We start from the raw sequence: 15,273 nt of genomic DNA, 5'->3' as shown, positions 1-15,273 counted from the left end.
TCCAGCGTCAGGTCATCGGCGAAACGCCGGTCACCGGTCGCGTCGGGCACGTACTTCACACAGACAACGATCCTCAAGCTCACGCCGGCTCTCCTGCCTACCTGGGTGTGGTCCCACCTGGGTGTCATTCGTACTGATGGAGAGATTATGGCACTCAGTACCCTCTGTAAAGGTACCCAGTGCCAAAACCGTCCTTCCGGTGCTACGTTTCGCCGCATGAGCGAGGCACGAGGACCCGAGAAGCCCGAGAAGAAGGCGCCCATGCGGGAGGTGCTCGCGCAGGCGGCCTTCCAGCTCTTCCTGGAGCGGGGCTTCGAGCGGACGACCGTCGACGACATCGTGGCGCGGGCCGGAGTGGGCCGGCGTTCGTTCTTCCGCTACTTCCCGTCCAAGGAGGACGCGGTCTTCCCGGACCACGAGCGCTGCCTCGCCGAGATGACCGAGTTCCTGGCCGCCGCCGACGACGGCGACCCGGTCGGCGCGGTGTGCGACGCCGCGCGGATTGTGCTGCGGATGTACGCGGCCAACCCCGAGTTCTCCGTACAGCGCTACCGGCTCACCCGGGAGGTGCCGGGACTGCGGACGTACGAACTGTCCGTGGTGCGCCGCTACGAACAGACCCTCGCCGGCCATCTGCGGGGCCGGTTCGGCGAGGGCGGCGACGGGGAGCTGCGGGCCGAGGTGACCGCCGCTTCCGTGGTCGCCGCACACAACAACGGGCTGCGGCTGTGGCTGCGTTCGGGCGGGGCGGGCGACCCCGAGGCGGCCGTCGACCATGCGCTCGCCCTGGTGCGCGAGGTGTGGGGGCGGTCCGTCGCTCCCGCACCTGCCGTTCCCTTCCCCGTCTCCCACAGTGAGGGAGGGGGCGCGGACGGGGAGGTGATCGTGATGGTCGCGCGGAAGGGCGCCCCGATGTGGCGCGTCGTGCAGCAGATCGAGGCGGCCGTCGGAGAGAACTGAGTACCAATGGGCACCCAGTGCCTTTACTGTCCGGCACTCAGTGCCATATGGTGCGGACGCGCCGGCAGTGCAGGTGCGGCGCGTTCGAGTCGAGCGCAGGGGGTCGAGCCGTGTCCCAGACAGGAATGGGCACCATCCAAAAGGCGCACGAGGAGTGCGGCCTCTCCTATCACCGCTGCCGCTGGTGCGGCACCGCCTCCTTCCGGCGGCTGCTGTGCCCGGTGTGCGCGTCCAGCGAACTGGAGCCGGAACGCACTACCGACCACGGCGTGGTCGTCCGGACCGCCGTGGTCCACCGCTACACCGAGGCAGCACGCAACGAGTCCCTGGTGCGGTTCCCCGAAGGGTTCGTCTTCCGCTGCCAGATCGTGGGCGCCGCTCCGCACCTGGTGACGGTCGGCGCACGCGTCCGGCCCGTCTCCGGGGACGAGTCGGAGACGGGCGCGGTGGTGCTGGAACTCTGCGAGCCGCCCGTACGGCGGGACTGGATCTGAACATCCCGGCCGTCCGGCCGGCGTTACCGCCGACCGGACGGTCAGCCGAGCCGGTTGACCAGTTCGGTGGCCAACGGGGCCGACGAGGACGGGTTCTGGCCGGTGATCAGGTTCCGATCGGTGATGATGAACGGGGCCCAGGGCTCGCCCTCCTGGAAGTCCGCGCCTAGCGCCACCAGCCGGTCCTGGAGCAGCCACCGCGCCTTGTCCGCGAAGCCCGCCTGGGCTTCCTCGGCGTTGGTGAAGCCGGTCAGCCGGTAGCCGGCGAACGCGTTGGCGCCGTCGGGGCCGGTCGCGGCCAGCAGCGCCGCCGGACCGTGGCAGACGACGCCCAGCGGCTTGCCCGAGGCCAGCGTGTCGGCGAGCAGCCGGCCGGAGGCCTCGTTCACCGCGAGGTCCTCCATCGGCCCGTGGCCGCCCGGATAGAACACCGCGTCGTACGCGTCCAGGTCCACGTGCTCCAGCGCGACGGGACGCCGCAGCTCCTCGAACGCGTTCAGTGCGGCCGCGACCCGGTCGGCGCCTTCCTGCCCGCCGTTGAACTCGGGCGCCAGGCTCCCGCGGTCCACGGTCGGGACGACGCCGCCCGGGGTGGCGACGACCACCTCGTGACCGGCGGCGGTGAGGGTCTCGTACGGGGTCACGGCCTCCTCGGCCCAGAAACCCGTGGGGTGCTTCGTGCCGTCCGCCAGGGTCCAGTGGTCCGCGCCGGTCAGCACGAAAAGGATCTTTGCCATGTCGTACGCCTCCGTAGATCGAGAGAGTGTGTGCGGGGGATTTCCCGTAAGGACTGACTCATGCGACCGTAGGACGGATCACCCATAGGTTTCCAATAGGCTGGCAGCTATGAGAGATAGGGATCCTGATGGGGCCGCGAGACTGGGCCGTACGGCGGACCCGCAGCCGGGTCCGGCCGGGCAGTCGGGTCCGGCGGACCTGAATCTGCTGCGGACCTTCCTCGCCGTGCACCGTTCGGGGTCCTTCACCGCCGCCGCCCGGCTGCTCGGCCTCTCCCAGCCCACCGTCACCGCCCAGATGCGCACCCTGGAGCGGCAGGCGGGCCGGGAGCTGTTCGAGCGGCTGCCGCGCGGGGTCGCCCCCTCGCCGTACGCGGACGAGCTGGCCGCCAGGATCGTCGCCCCGCTGGACGCCCTGGCCGAGGTCACCGGCGACACGGTCCCGGCCGGTGAGCGCCCGGCCGACCCCGTCCACCTGGCGGGCCCCGCCGAGCTGATGTGCCTGCGGGTGCTGCCCGCACTGGCCCCGCTGGTCGCGGACGGGCTGCTGCTGCGTGCCGCGACCGGGCTCACCGATCCGCTCCTGGACGAGCTGCGGGCGGGCCGCCACGACCTGGTCATCGCGACCACCCGGCCGCGCGGCCGGGCCCTGGCGGCCGTGCCGCTGATGGACGAGGAGTTCGTGCTGACGGCCGCCCCGCCCTGGGCCGCCCGGACCGGGGGAGCGGAGCGCATCGCGGCCGAGGGGCCGGGCGTGCTGCACGGCCTGCCCCTGATCACGTACGCCGAGGACCTGCCCATCGCCCGCCGCTACTGGCGCCACGTCTTCGGCCGCCGCCTCGACCACCGGGCCGCCGTCACCGTGCCCGACCTGCGCGGCGTGCTCTCCGCCGTGGCGGCGGGGGCGGGCTTCACGGTGCTGCCGCGCTACCTCTGCGCGGACGAACTGTCCTCGGGCGCCCTCGTCGAGCTGTACGCCCCCGAGGACCCGCCGATCAACACCGCGTACCTCGTGCAGCGCCCCGGCTCCGCCGCCAACCCGCAGGTGGCGCGGGTGCGGGGCCTCCTGATCGAAGCTGCCCGAGCGTGGTGACGGGCGACGGCCCACCCCCTCGGCAGCAACCGCAAGGACCAGCCGTGTTCACCACCCGTCCCACCCTCCGGGGCACCTTCGGCATGAAGTTGTCTACCTGGTGGCGCTGACCTGCCACACACGGGCGCCTTCGCCATGATCAAGCCCCACCAGCGCGAACAACGTTCGTGATCAATACACCCAGGCATGCCCGCTGTCGGTGAGGTCTACTCGCTCGGCTCGATGCCCGCGCGCAGGAGTGCGTAGGTGTACGCGTCCTTCAGCGCGCCCCAGGAGGCGGCGATGACGTTCTCGGCGACGCCGACGGTCGACCATTCGCCTTCGCTGTCGCTGGTGGAGATCAGGACGCGGGTAGTGGAGGACGTGCCGTGCTTGCCCTCCAGGATGCGGACCTTGTAGTCCACCAGCTCCAGCTTGGCGAGCTGGGGGTAGATGCGCTCCAGGCCGCCCCGCAGCGCCTCGTCCAGGGCGTTGACCGGGCCGTTGCCCTCGGCGGTCGCGACGATACGCTCGCCCTTGGCCCACAGCTTCACGGTGGCCTCGCTGTCGTGGGTGCTGTCGGGGCGGTCCTCGATGATGGCCCGCCAGGATTCCACCCGGAAGTAGCGCCGGGCCCGGCCCTCCACCTCCTCGCGCAGCAGCAGCTCGAAGGAGGCATCGGCCGCCTCGTAGGTGTAGCCCTGGAGTTCGCGGGCCTTGACGCGGTCCACGACGCGACCGATCAGCTCGCGGTCGTCGCCGAGGTCGACGCCGAGTTCCTTGCCCTTGAGCTCGATGGAAGCCCGCCCGGCCATGTCCGAGACGAGCATCCGCCTGCGGTTGCCCACCAGGTCGGGATCGATGTGCTGGTAGAGGTCGGGATCGACCTTGATGGCGGAGGCGTGCAGGCCCGCCTTGTGGGCGAAGGCGGAGAGGCCCACGTAGGGCTGGTGGGTGGAGGGGGCGAGGTTGACGACCTCGGCGATGGCGTGCGAGACCCGGGTCATCTCGCGCAGCGCGCCCTCGGGCAGGACCCGCTTGCCGTACTTGAGCTCCAGGGCCGCCACGACGGGGAAGAGGTTGGCGTTGCCGGCGCGCTCGCCGTAGCCGTTGGCGGTGCACTGCACGTGGGTGGCGCCCGCGTCGACGGCGGCCAGGGTGTTGGCTATCGCACAACCGGTGTCGTCGTGGGCGTGGATGCCGAGGCGCGCGCCGGTGTCGGTGATGACTGCCGCTACGGTCGTCTGGATCTGGGCGGGCAACATGCCGCCGTTGGTGTCGCACAGGACGACCACGTCGGCACCTGCCTCGGCGGCGGTCCGTACGACGGACTTGGCGTAGGCGGGGTCGGCACGGTAGCCGTCGAAGAAGTGCTCGCAGTCGACGAAGACCCGGCGCCCTTGGGCCACGAGGTGGGAGACGGTGTCGCGGACCATCTCCAGGTTCTCCTCCCGAGTGGTGCGCAGGGCCAGCTCCACGTGTCGGTCGTGGGACTTGGCGACCAGTGTGATGACCGGGGCGCCGGAGGCGAGCAGCGCCTGGACCTGCAAGTCGTCGCTCGCCTTGCCGCCCGGGCGGCGGGTGGCGCCGAACGCGACGAGTTGGGCGTGCCGGAAGGTGATCTCTTGCTTGGCGCGGGCGAAGAACTCCGTGTCGCGGGGGTTCGCGCCGGGCCAGCCGCCTTCGATGAAGCCGACACCGGAGTCGTCCAGGTGCTGAGCGATGGTCAGCTTGTCCGCGACGGTGAGGTTGATGCCCTCGCGTTGCGCGCCGTCGCGGAGGGTGGTGTCGAAGACGTGGAACGCATCGTCGGGTGTGCTGGGTTCCGTCATGCTGATCTGGCTCCTGTGTCGGATCTCGTGACTTGCGAGAGCAGCGGAGACTTGGGAGGCGATGGTCACTTCGGAGGTGGTGGTGGCTTCGGTGCACGCGACGACGGGAGACGCGCCCTGAGGTAACGGCGCGCGGCGTCGAAGCCGCAGGGCGGTCCCGCACAGTCATCACCGGGCACCGGGCACCGGGCGCCCGGTGCAGCCTGGTCACGGTCGTCGTGCGGAGTGACCACCGCACAGCTGATCAGGATCGGTGCCTGGGCAGCCCGCCGTACAGGGAGCGAGGAGAGCCCTCAGCCTGTCAGGCGTCGCTCGTCCGCGTCGCGGAACACGGCGCACAGGTCGCGCAGCGCCGCTTCCAGGTGGTCGGTCTCCTCCTGCGTCAGGTGCAGGGAAGGGGCGAACCGCAAGGTGTTCGGGGCGCTGGCCGTCGGCAGGACCCTGATGCGGTGTGCTCCGAGGAGGTAGCCGGCCGCGACGTAGCCCAGGAAGCCCCCTTGGGCGGCGCCGCTGATCGTCGCGGAGGCGGAGCCGGACTGGTCGTGGAGTTCCAGGCCCTGGAGCAGGCCCATGCCTCGGGTGTCCTTGACGACTTCGGGATAGTCCGCCCGCACCCGGTCGAGTGCCGCGCGCAGCATCTCGCCGCGCTCCACGACCTGCTGGTACGCCGCGCCACCGTCCGCCTCCAGCAGTTCCACTACCTTATGGGCGATGGCGGTGGAGAAGCCGTCCTTGGCGAAGGTCGAGCTGTGCACCATCTCGAACTCGCCGCGGTAGCGCTTCTGGTGCACCAGGACGACCGAGCTCTTGGCGATGCCGCCGCCCATGCTCTTGGAGAGTACGTAGTAGTCGCCGCGCAGACCCACCAGGGAGGAAGCGAGGAAGGCGCCGGTGCGGCCGAGACCCGTCTGGATCTCGTCGATCAGCAGCGGACAGTCCGCCGCGGCGGCCACGCTCTGGAGGTGCTCCGCCGAGGCGCGGTCCAGCACACGGATGCCGCCCTCGCCCTGGATCGGTTCCAGCAGAAAGGCGCAGAAGGCGGGGAAGTCACGCTCCACGACGTCGGCGACGTCGTCGGTGACGACCACGTCGAGGACGCGCGCCTGGTCCCGAATGCCGTCCACGGTCTTGGTGAAGACGTCCGGCTGGTTCGGCGGCACGAAGTGCGCCTGGGTGCCGAGGCCGCCGAAAGCCGAGCGGAACGCGCTGTTGTGAGTGAGCTGCACGCTGCCCGTCAGCTTCCCGTGGAACGAACCTTCCAGGGCCAGCAGCACCGGAGGGCGGCCCGCGACTTCGCCGTTGCGGCGGGCCACGGCGTCCAGGAGGTGTTCGAGGGCCTCCGCGGGTGATCCGGCGGCGGTCGCGGGCGGCGCCTGTATGCCGGCCGTGGCGAAGGCGGAGTCCGCCACTTGCAGGCGGCCCTCCTTCGCCGCTTCCCGCGCCTCTTGGACGTGCCCCTCGATCTCGCCCATCAGCGCCGACACCTTGAGCACGCGGTCGAACTCGGCGTGCTTGACGGCCGTTTCGATCGCCTCGGCGCCGGTGCTGGCGAAGTGCGCGAAGTAGGGCTCGGTGGTGCCGGTCTCGCGCGAGACGATCTCGTTGAGCCGCACCGCGAGCCGGTTGGCGGCGGAGTGGCCCGAGAACTGGGCGTACACCGGGATCCCGGAGTCCAGAACGGCCTTCGCGTGGGCGGTGAGCTCCGCGTTGTTATGGCCCAGGATCAGCGACGCGTAGCCGCCGCAGTAGTCGGTGACGGGCACTTCTTCGCCATCGGCACCGAGATGGAAGACCGTGTTTCCTTCGGCTCGCACGTATTCGACACCAAGGCCCGCATTCGACAACACGGTGGTCAGATACGGTTCGGTGAGCTGGGGTTCCGTTGCTGTCGAGTCCATCGTCTCTCCTTCGGTGCGGGAGTGCGGTTGCTCGCCCGCCCTTCCCCGCTGTGCCGCCACGTTGATGTGAGCCTAGGAAATCTGTACCGGCTGGGAAACAGCACCCGCTAATGCGCTGGTAATCCCGTATTCGCACCGGAGCGTGCTCGGGCGGTGGACGTGTTGTGAGCGGCGTGCGCCTACTTTGGCTGCGTTCTTCCGACTGCTGCGAAAGAGGCTCGGAAGGCCACGCAAATCGACCACGAGGAGTCGCTCGCCATGAAGTTTTGTGCAGAAGGCCACGCGGTCGTGGTGGGGGCCGGCCCGGCGGGCCTCTTCGCTGCCCGGGTACTGGCCGACGTCTTCGAGCGGGTGACCGTCGTGGAGCGGGACGGCACCGGCGATGAGCAGCGGCGCGGCGTTCCGCAGAGCGGACACGCGCACGACTTCCTGATCCGGGGCCACCGGATCGCGGAGGAGCTCTTCCCCGGCCTCGGCGAGGAGTTGGTGGCCGGCGGGGCCCACGCCGGGGACATCGGCCGCGACATGCGCTGGGTGATTGCCGGCCGCCCTCTGGTCAAGGGGGACTCCGGCCTGTCCACCGTCGTCAGTTCCCGGACCTTCAGGGAGCGCCACCTGCGGGCCCGTGTGGAGGTGCTGCCGCGCGTGACCGTGCTCGGCGGACAGGACGTCGAAGGGCTCTCCTTCAGCGAGGACGGCAGCGTCGTCGACGGAGTGCTGCTGGCGGGCGACAAGGGCGGAAAGCTTGCGGCCGACCTCGTCGTGGACGCCTCGGGGCGTGGCTCGCGCACCCCGGTGTGGCTGGAGGAGCACGGCCACGGCCGGGTCGAGGAGGAGAAGCTCAAGGTCGACGTGGGGTACGCGACCCGCATCGTACGGGCGCCCGCCGACGTCTTCGCCGGGGACGTCTGCGTCAATGTCCTCGCCTCTCCCGACTCCCCGCGCGGGGGAGCGTGCCAGCGGGTGGAGGGCGACCGCGTCGTGGTGACGCTCTACGGCGTGCTCGGTGACCACCCGCCGGTCGATCCCGAGGGCTTCAACGCCTTCGCCAAATCCCTGGCGGCCCCCGACATCCACGAGGTCCTGGAGGTCTCCGAGCCTCTCTCGGCGGCGCGGCGCTACCGCTTCCCGGCCGCTCTGCGGCGCCGCTACGAAAGCATGGACTCTTTCCCCCGCGGGCTCCTGGTGCTCGGCGACGCCGTGTGCAGCCTCAACCCCCGCTACGGGCAGGGCATGGCGTTCGCCGCGATGCAGGCCTCGGCGCTGTCCGACCACCTGCGTGCGGAAGAGCAGCTTCCGGAGCCGGACGTCTACTTCCGGCGGCTCGCCGAGCAGGCCGTCGACCCGGTGTGGGGCATGACGCTGCTCAGCGACCTCAGTTTCCCCGGGGTCCAGGGCGAGCGGACCCCGGAGATGCTGGAGGCGCTGGAGCTCGTGGGGCGGACCCAGTTCGCGGCCACCTTCGACGGGCAACTGGCCCTCAGCTGCCTGCGGGTCTTCGGGCTGCTCGACCCGCCGACCGTGCTGCTGGACCCCGCGATCCAGGAGCGTGTCCACAAGACGCTGTCCCGGCAACCGGTTTAGCCCGGCTCTGGAGCAGTACGCCATCCACCGACGTCAGACACGAACACCAGAACCGACAAGGAAATGTGAGACATGGATCTCGGATACGCAGGCAAGACCGTCGTAGTGACCGCGGCAGGCCGGGGCATCGGAGCCGCGGTGACCGGCACGCTACTGGCGGAGGGGGCGCGCGTCCTCGGGGCGGACGTGGAGGTCTCCACGGAGCTGAAGGAGAGCGGTGCCCTCACCTTCGAAGGGGACCTGACGACCGAAGAGGGCGCCAGGCTGCTGGCCGAGCGGGCGGCCGAGGAGTTCCCGGAGGGGGTCGACGTCCTGGTAAACGGGGTCGGCGGGCTGGCCGGTCTGCCGCTCACGGGCCTGGACGGGCTCACTGAGGAGGTCTGGCAGCGCGGCTTCGACCTCAACCTCAACTCGGCGGTCCGGGTGACCCGGGCACTGCTGCCGCAGCTCAAGGAGTCCGTGGTGAGCATCGCCTCCAGCGTCGGCCGGTGGCCGGGCCAGGGCCCGTACTTCTACGCGTCGTCGAAGGCAGCGCTGCGGGCGTGGTCCAAGGGACTGGCGGACGACCTCGGCAAGCGGGGAATCCGGGTGAACTCCGTCTCTCCCGGGCTGATCAGGACGCCGCTGTGGGACGAGTACGGGCCCCGTCTGAGCAAGGAATGGGGTGTCGATTCCTTCGAGGAGTTCGAGCAGGAGTTCCCCGCCATGGCCCACATCACGGCGGGGCGGTGGGGAACGCCGCAGGAGGTCGCCAACCTGATCGCTTTCCTGGGTTCGCCGGCCGCCTCCTACATCACCGGGGCCGACTATCTGATCGACGGCGGTATGGAGAAGGTTCTCTGAGTCCGGCACAAAAAAGGCCGCCGTGCTGACGGCGAAAGTTCTCCGTATCTTCATCGGCCGTTCCCGCGAGTAAAGGGGAACGGTCGAATCGGCGCATTGGGCTTTTTCGACCTGTCACATGCACGCGCGGAATGGGTCACCATGCGTAGGACCGGCGAGAGTCTCATCTCCCGCCGGTCCTGATTTCTGTGCGCACGGTTCTCAGGAGCGACGCGACACAGGTATCACGTAGCGGCTGAACAGCAGTTCACGCAGCACGTCGTCGCCGCCCTCGACGAGGGAGACGTACCGCATGTCCCTGAGCAGTTTCCCGATCGGCAACTCGTGTGTGTACCCGAGGCCGCCGAACATCTCGGACCCGGCACTCGCGATGTTCCAGCCCGCCTGGCCGCAGAAGAGCTTCGCCGTCAGCGCCGACTTCAGGATGCCCTTCCTGGTGAACACCTTGGTGGCGTCCGGCCCCGCCATGATCTCGTCGTACTCGCGGGCCGCCCTGAGGCAGTGGCCCTTCATGACGTCGATCTGCATCTCCATCTGCCCGATCTTCTGCGCAAGCACCGGGCTTTCGAGCAGAGAACCCCCGCGGAACCGCTTCTCCTTGGCGTACGTCATGCAGAGATCGCGGATGCGCCTGGCGACGCCGATCGCGGTCGCCGCGATGAGGGTGCGGCTGGCGTTGAGCCCCGTCTCCAGGAGGCGCAGCCCCGAACCGGGCAGGCAGTAGGCGGCGGGCACCCGGACGTTGTCCAGCCGCACCGCGTAGGTGTGCGAGGCGCGCAGACCGATGACGTCCCAGCGCTTGACGATCTCGATCCCCGGCGTGTCCCTCGGGACCACGACCGCGAGGTACTCGTCGGGGTCCTCGGCGCCCCTGGCGATGACGACGAGGAAGTCGGCGAAGTCCGCGTTGGTCGCGAAGAACTTCTCGCCGGTGAGGACGAGGTCCCCGCCGGACCGCGCGGCGACCGTCTCGATTCTGTTCAGCTCACTGCCCGCCGCGCGCTCGCTGCCCAGCGCGGCACAGAACGTCCCGTCGGCCGCCATGGGCGCGAGGAAGCGGGCCTTGAGGTCGTCCGATCCGTGCAGCTGGACCATGCTGCTGCCGAGAATCGACACCAGCAGCGCGAAGGCCACGCCGGCATCTCCGTAGGAGAGCTCGTTGACGATCTCGACGCCGTTCTCGAGGGGAAGGCCGCGGCCCCCCACATCCTCGGGCAGCCACCAGTTGGCGAGTCCCGTCGCAGCGAACGTCTCGTACAACTGCAGGGGTTTATCCGACAGAGAGTCCAGCTTATCGTTGTCGCTGCCGAGTTCGCTTGTGACAAACTGTCGCACTATCTCCAGGTCTTTTGCTTCCATTTCATGGAAGTTAACGCTGCCCGTTCATTGCGCGGGCACCTCTTCGGAACCGATGTCCCATTACCCTCCGATTACCGGACGGAGAGCATTCTCCTCCCTTCATGCTCCATCTTGGTCCTGTGGCTTCATGCCACGTCGAGGGCTGGAGAGCAGGACTTACGGGAGCGGAAAGGAGACACCAGCTGATGAGGTACGAGGACCTGTACATCACCGGAGTCGGCGTCCACATACCCGGGCGGGTGAAGGCCGCGGACGCCGTGGAGCGCGGTGACTTCGACGAACGGCTGGCACGGCAGACGGACATGGCCTCCGTCGCCGTCTCGGACGGCGCGGCGGCGCCGGAGATGGCGGTCGAGGCCGCTCGCACGGCACTGCGGCGCTCCGGGACCGGCCCTCTGGACATCGACCTGATCCTGCACGCCGACGTCCACTACCAGGGACACGACTGCTGGGCTCCCGCCTCCTACATCCAGCGTGAGGCGGTGGGTAACCGCTGCCCCGCCATCGAGGTGCGTCAGCTCTCCAACGGTGGGATGGCGGCCCTGGAACTGGCCGCCCGCGCGCTCGACGGCAACGGCCTCCCCACCAGCTCGGCCCTGCTCACCACGGGCGACCGGTTCTGCGAGCCGGGCTACGACCGGTGGCACAGCGATCCGGGCACGGTGTTCGGCGACGCCGGCACCTCGCTCGTCCTGTCCCGCCGGCCCGGCTTCGCCCAGTTGCGCAGCCTGTGCACTGTCTCCGAGCCGGAACTCGAGAAGATGCACAGGGGCGACGATCCGTTCGGAGCGGAGCCGTTCGAAGTCCGTCAGCCCATGGACGCGGAGGCGACCAAGCAGGCATTCCTCAACGAGGTGGGCACCTCCTACAGCCTCGCCCGCGTGCAGGCGGGCCAGTCGGAGGTGCTCAAGCGGGCGCTCCACGACGCCGGGTGCGAACTCTCCGACATCGACTGGTTCGTGTTGCCGCACTTCGGTCGCCGCCGCATCACCCAGACGTTCCTCCAGCCCTGGGGCATCGACTTCCCTGCGACCACCTGGTCCTGGGGCAGGACCGTGGGGCACCTCGGCGCCGGCGACCAGATCGCGGGCCTCGCCTACCTCGCGGAGTCGGGCAGCGCCAAGCCGGGGCAGCGCTGCCTCATGGCGGGCATCGGGGCGGGGTTCACCTGGTCGTGCGCCGTGGTGGAAATCCGGCGGGCCCCCTCGTGGGACACCCCGTAGGTCTTGTCGAGAGGTCGAATTGCTTCGTGCCCGCCATCGGCTATCCGGAAAAGGGCGGGTACCGAGGCTCCCTTCATACGCGGCAGAACGCATGGTTACCGGCGCATTGTTGTGCCTGATTAGGGTTTCCAGCGGGTGCAGAAGTTACTCGCAGAGCATCGTTCCGGTAGGAGAACGCAGTGTCTAAAGAACCGTCCGGCGGCGAACTTCAGATGGAGGGGATCGCGGTCGTCGGTATGTCGTGCTGGGCGCCGAACGCGACCGGCCTCACGGCTTTCTGGCGCCTGGTGAGCGCTGACACCTCTAGGGCGTCCGGGGCGGATGCAGAGGGGGACGTGAGCAGCGGCACCGGAGAAGCCGGCCCGTTCGACGCGGAGTTCTTCGGGCTCACCGCGAGCGATGCCGCCTCCCTCGGCCCGCGCGCGCGTCTGCTGCTCGAACTGTCCTGGGAAGCGTTGGAGGACGCCGCCCTCCTCCCCGCCGAACTGCGCGGCACCCCGGGCGGAGTCGGAGTGTTCGTCGGCGCGAGCGCGAGCGCGAACGACATGGACGCGGCCGTGGTCTCCGGCCATCTGGGACTCGTCGGCCCGAGCCGCACCGAGGACCCGGGCCCCTCCTCCTCGGCAGCCGCGCTCGGCCGGGCCTGCGAGAGCCTGCGCTGCGGCGAGAGCACCACCGCACTCGTGGCGGGGCCGCTCGTTCTCCCCGCCCCGGGCGACGCGCCCGGCCCTGATGACGGCTCCCGAGGGCCCGATGCCCTCGCGCCGGACGCCCTCGGCGGTGACGGCGCCGCGGTCCTCGTACTCAAGCCCCTGAGGCGGGCCCTGTCCGACGGCGACCGCATCCACGGAGTCCTCGCCGCCGGCGCCACCGGCGAGGACGACGGCCCCGCGGCCGGCACCACCGAGGTCCTCACGGCGGTGTTGCGCCTCCGCGAGCAGGGACAGGAGCCCGGCCACGACGACCCGGACCGTGCGACGACGACCATCGGCCACCCCATCGTCGAGGCGGCACCGCTCGGTGACCGATCCGCTCCCGACCACCGCACTCCCCATTGGTTCGCGCCCGCCGACTGCGGCGCTCCGGCCGTGATTCCTTGGCCGCTGTCGGGCCACACCCCCTCCGCGCTGCGCCGTCAGGCGGCTGCCCTGCTCACCCTGGCCGAGGGTGACCGGAGCGTGCGTCCGCAGGACATCGGCTGGTCCCTGGCCGGCGGGCGCACCGTGTTCTCCCACCGTGCCGTCGCTCTCGGGAACAGCCGGGAGGAACTGCTGGCCTCGCTCCGGGAGGTGGCGGACGGACACACGTTCACCGGACCCCTCGCCGGGGCGGACAGCGGCCGTACCACCTTCGTCTTCCCCGACACCGCGGAGAGCACCGACCCTGCCCGCCTCGTGCGGTCGGCGGCCGAACTGTGCGAGGCGTCACCGGCATTCGCCGCGCGCATCGCCGAATGCGACGAAGCGATGGCGGAGTTCGCGGACTGGCGGCTCAGCGAGGTGATCCGGGGCGCTCAGGGCCCCTCACCGACCGACTCGCCCGAGATCGCTCGGGCCGTCCGCTTCGCGCACACGGTGGCGCTCGCCGAGGTGTGGCGCTCCTACGGTGTGGTCCCGTACCGCGTCGTGGCGGAGACGGTCAGCGCCGAAGCAGCCGCCTGCGTCGCGGGATCGCTCTCGCTGCGTGACGCCGTGCGCTCCGTCGTCTCGGTGCCCCGGCACCCGGTGCACCTGTCGCCCGGAGACGGCTCCACGCCCTGCCACCTGGCGTCCCGGGACAGCCTTCAGGAAGCCGTCCGTGCCGCACTGGACGACGGCACCGCCGTCTTCATCGAAATCTCTCCCCACCCCGTGCTGGCGGGCGAGCTGATACGGACCGCGGCTGACATGGACCGGTCCTGCGCCGTCATCACATCTTTGCGTGACACCGAACCCGCCTGGCGCAGGCTGACGGCCGCCCTGGCCGAGGCGTTCACGAAGGGCGTGGCCGTCGACTGGCGGAACGCCTTCGAGGGCAGCGACGCGCACCGGGTGGACCTGCCGCCCTACGCCTTCCCGCGGACGGGCCCCGGGGCACGGAAACCGCGCCCGGACGTCCCCGCGCAGGGCTCGGACGCCGCCTCCGCCCCCTCCGCGGACGGTACCGCCGTGGCGGGCGGCCAAGGGAACAGCAAGGAACTCGTACGGCTCGTACTCGCCCAGGCCGCCGCCGTCCTCGACGACGAGCAGTTCGGCCCCGCCGAGAAGAGCGTGTCGTTCAGGGACCTCGGCCTCGACTCGCAGTCCGCGATGGCCGTGACCAACCGGCTCGCCGAGGCGACCGGCCTGCGCCTGCCCGCCACCTTGCTCTACGACCACCCCACCCCCGAGGCGGTGGCGGGTTACCTGGAGGACCTTCGCAACGGGATCACCCGGAAGCCGAGCCACGCACCGGCGGAGGCGGCACGGACCCGCCGCCGCGTTCGGCAGGACGAGCCGATCGCCATCGTCGGCATGGCCTGCCGCTATCCCGGAGGGGTGGACTCCCCGGAGGACCTGTGGCAGGTCGTAGCCGAGGGGCGCGACGTCATCTCCCCCTTCCCCACGAACCGGGGCTGGGACAAGGACGTCTACGACCCGGATCCCGAGAACTCCGGGCACAGCTACACGCGCAGCGGCGGATTCCTGGACGGTGTGGGCGACTTCGACGCCGCCTTCTTCGGGATCGCACCCCGCGACGCGCTGGCCATGGACCCGCAGCAGCGGCTGATGCTGGAGATCGCTTGGGAAGCCGTCGAGTGGGCGAAGCTCGATCCGCACGACCTCCACGGCTCGCGCACCGGCGTGTTCATCGGCGCGCTCGCCCCGGACTACGGCCCCCGCATGCACGAGGCCCCCGAGGACGTCGAAGGGCACGTACTGACCGGCACCCAGGCCAGTGTCATCTCCGGGCGCATCGCGTACCACCTCGGACTGACCGGACCCGCCCTCACCATCGACACGGCCTGCTCCTCGTCGCTCGTGGCCCTGCATACGGCGATGCGTTCCCTGCGCACACAGGAGTCCGACATGGCGTTGGCCGGCGGTGTGACCGTCATGGCCACGCCCGGCCTCTTCCTGGAGTTCTCGCGGCAGCGGGGTCTGGCCGCGGACGGCCGGTGCAAGGCGTTCGCGGCGGCTGCGGACGGCACGGGCTTCGCCGAGGGTGCGGGGGTGTTGCTGTTGGAGCGGTTGTCGGACGCCCGTCGTCTGGGCCATGAGGTTCTCGCGGTGTTGAGGGGTTCGGCGATCAA

At 70.2% G+C, this 15,273-nt stretch carries 11 protein-coding genes and 1 pseudogene; 7 read left to right on the top strand and 5 right to left on the bottom strand.

The annotated features are described in order from the left end of the window. Positions 1 to 83, bottom strand: a pseudogene (locus tag ACFWM7_RS24860) (electron transfer flavoprotein subunit beta); the annotation flags it as partial. 178 nt (positions 84 to 261) lie between these two features. On the opposite strand from ACFWM7_RS24860, the gene ACFWM7_RS24855 reads away from it, so the two are divergent. Continuing rightward, complete coding sequence (locus tag ACFWM7_RS24855; protein ID WP_383264116.1) at positions 262 to 960, top strand: TetR family transcriptional regulator; 699 nt, start codon at positions 262 to 264, stop codon at positions 958 to 960. 125 nt (positions 961 to 1,085) lie between these two features. Continuing rightward, positions 1,086 to 1,454 carry a Zn-ribbon domain-containing OB-fold protein gene (locus ACFWM7_RS24850; RefSeq protein WP_383264114.1) on the top strand — a complete coding sequence of 123 codons (369 nt, stop codon included), beginning with the start codon at positions 1,086 to 1,088 and terminating at the stop codon, positions 1,452 to 1,454. Positions 1,455 to 1,495: 41 nt separating this feature from the next. Here ACFWM7_RS24850 and ACFWM7_RS24845 read toward each other — a convergent pair whose 3' ends face one another. Next, the gene (locus tag ACFWM7_RS24845; RefSeq protein ID WP_383264109.1) at positions 1,496 to 2,191 is read right to left on the bottom strand and encodes a type 1 glutamine amidotransferase domain-containing protein; all 696 of its coding nucleotides are present in this window, start codon (positions 2,189 to 2,191) and stop codon (positions 1,496 to 1,498) included. Positions 2,192 to 2,300: 109 nt separating this feature from the next. Here ACFWM7_RS24845 and ACFWM7_RS24840 point away from each other — a divergent pair, with 109 nt between their 5' ends. Beyond that, positions 2,301 to 3,284 (top strand): LysR family transcriptional regulator, encoded by a 984-nt coding sequence (locus tag ACFWM7_RS24840; protein ID WP_383264107.1) that lies wholly within the window; start codon positions 2,301 to 2,303, stop codon positions 3,282 to 3,284. Positions 3,285 to 3,490: 206 nt separating this feature from the next. Here ACFWM7_RS24840 and cimA read toward each other — a convergent pair whose 3' ends face one another. Next, on the bottom strand, positions 3,491 to 5,095 hold the full coding sequence (gene cimA / locus ACFWM7_RS24835) for a citramalate synthase (RefSeq protein WP_383264105.1): 1,605 nt from the start codon (positions 5,093 to 5,095) through the stop codon (positions 3,491 to 3,493). 293 nt (positions 5,096 to 5,388) lie between these two features. Next, positions 5,389 to 6,993, bottom strand: coding sequence for an aminotransferase class III-fold pyridoxal phosphate-dependent enzyme (locus ACFWM7_RS24830; RefSeq protein ID WP_383264103.1), 1,605 nt, complete (start codon positions 6,991 to 6,993; stop codon positions 5,389 to 5,391). A 258-nt stretch (positions 6,994 to 7,251) separates the two neighbouring features. Between ACFWM7_RS24830 and ACFWM7_RS24825 the strand changes: the two genes are divergently transcribed. Continuing rightward, positions 7,252 to 8,577 carry an FAD-dependent oxidoreductase gene (locus tag ACFWM7_RS24825; protein ID WP_383264100.1) on the top strand — a complete coding sequence of 442 codons (1,326 nt, stop codon included), beginning with the start codon at positions 7,252 to 7,254 and terminating at the stop codon, positions 8,575 to 8,577. A gap of 72 nt (positions 8,578 to 8,649) precedes the next feature. Beyond that, positions 8,650 to 9,420, top strand: a complete 771-nt coding sequence (locus tag ACFWM7_RS24820) for an SDR family NAD(P)-dependent oxidoreductase (RefSeq protein ID WP_383264097.1) — start codon at positions 8,650 to 8,652, stop codon at positions 9,418 to 9,420. A gap of 201 nt (positions 9,421 to 9,621) precedes the next feature. On the opposite strand, the gene ACFWM7_RS24815 is transcribed toward ACFWM7_RS24820, so the two are convergent. Next, a complete protein-coding gene (locus ACFWM7_RS24815; RefSeq protein ID WP_383264095.1) occupies positions 9,622 to 10,779 on the bottom strand; it encodes an acyl-CoA dehydrogenase family protein in 1,158 nt (385 codons plus the stop codon). A 185-nt stretch (positions 10,780 to 10,964) separates the two neighbouring features. On the opposite strand from ACFWM7_RS24815, the gene ACFWM7_RS24810 reads away from it, so the two are divergent. Both ACFWM7_RS24810 and ACFWM7_RS24805 read left to right on the top strand, forming a co-directional pair. Further along, on the top strand, positions 10,965 to 12,002 hold the full coding sequence (locus ACFWM7_RS24810; protein ID WP_383264092.1) for a ketoacyl-ACP synthase III family protein: 1,038 nt from the start codon (positions 10,965 to 10,967) through the stop codon (positions 12,000 to 12,002). 212 nt (positions 12,003 to 12,214) lie between these two features. After that, the coding region (locus tag ACFWM7_RS24805) for a beta-ketoacyl synthase N-terminal-like domain-containing protein (RefSeq protein WP_383264112.1) at positions 12,215 to 15,273 on the top strand (3,059 nt) is incomplete at its 3' end.

Origin of the sequence: Streptomyces sp. NPDC058375, from assembly GCF_042723425.1 — a bacterium.
Classification (GTDB): domain Bacteria; phylum Actinomycetota; class Actinomycetes; order Streptomycetales; family Streptomycetaceae; genus Streptomyces; species Streptomyces durocortorensis.
The sequence above is the reverse complement of the archived record's forward strand: the minus strand, read 5'-3'. Positions and strand labels throughout refer to the sequence as shown.

Coding starts and splice junctions, on each gene's coding strand:
- ACFWM7_RS24855 (WP_383264116.1), top strand. CDS start 262: ATGCGGGAGGTGCTCGCGCAGGCGGCCTTCCAGCTCTTCCTGGAGCGG.
- ACFWM7_RS24850 (WP_383264114.1), top strand. CDS start 1,086: ATGGGCACCATCCAAAAGGCGCACGAGGAGTGCGGCCTCTCCTATCAC.
- ACFWM7_RS24845 (WP_383264109.1), bottom strand. CDS start 2,191: ATGGCAAAGATCCTTTTCGTGCTGACCGGCGCGGACCACTGGACCCTG.
- ACFWM7_RS24840 (WP_383264107.1), top strand. CDS start 2,301: ATGAGAGATAGGGATCCTGATGGGGCCGCGAGACTGGGCCGTACGGCG.
- cimA (WP_383264105.1), bottom strand. CDS start 5,095: ATGACGGAACCCAGCACACCCGACGATGCGTTCCACGTCTTCGACACC.
- ACFWM7_RS24830 (WP_383264103.1), bottom strand. CDS start 6,993: ATGGACTCGACAGCAACGGAACCCCAGCTCACCGAACCGTATCTGACC.
- ACFWM7_RS24825 (WP_383264100.1), top strand. CDS start 7,252: ATGAAGTTTTGTGCAGAAGGCCACGCGGTCGTGGTGGGGGCCGGCCCG.
- ACFWM7_RS24820 (WP_383264097.1), top strand. CDS start 8,650: ATGGATCTCGGATACGCAGGCAAGACCGTCGTAGTGACCGCGGCAGGC.
- ACFWM7_RS24815 (WP_383264095.1), bottom strand. CDS start 10,779: ATGGAAGCAAAAGACCTGGAGATAGTGCGACAGTTTGTCACAAGCGAA.
- ACFWM7_RS24810 (WP_383264092.1), top strand. CDS start 10,965: ATGAGGTACGAGGACCTGTACATCACCGGAGTCGGCGTCCACATACCC.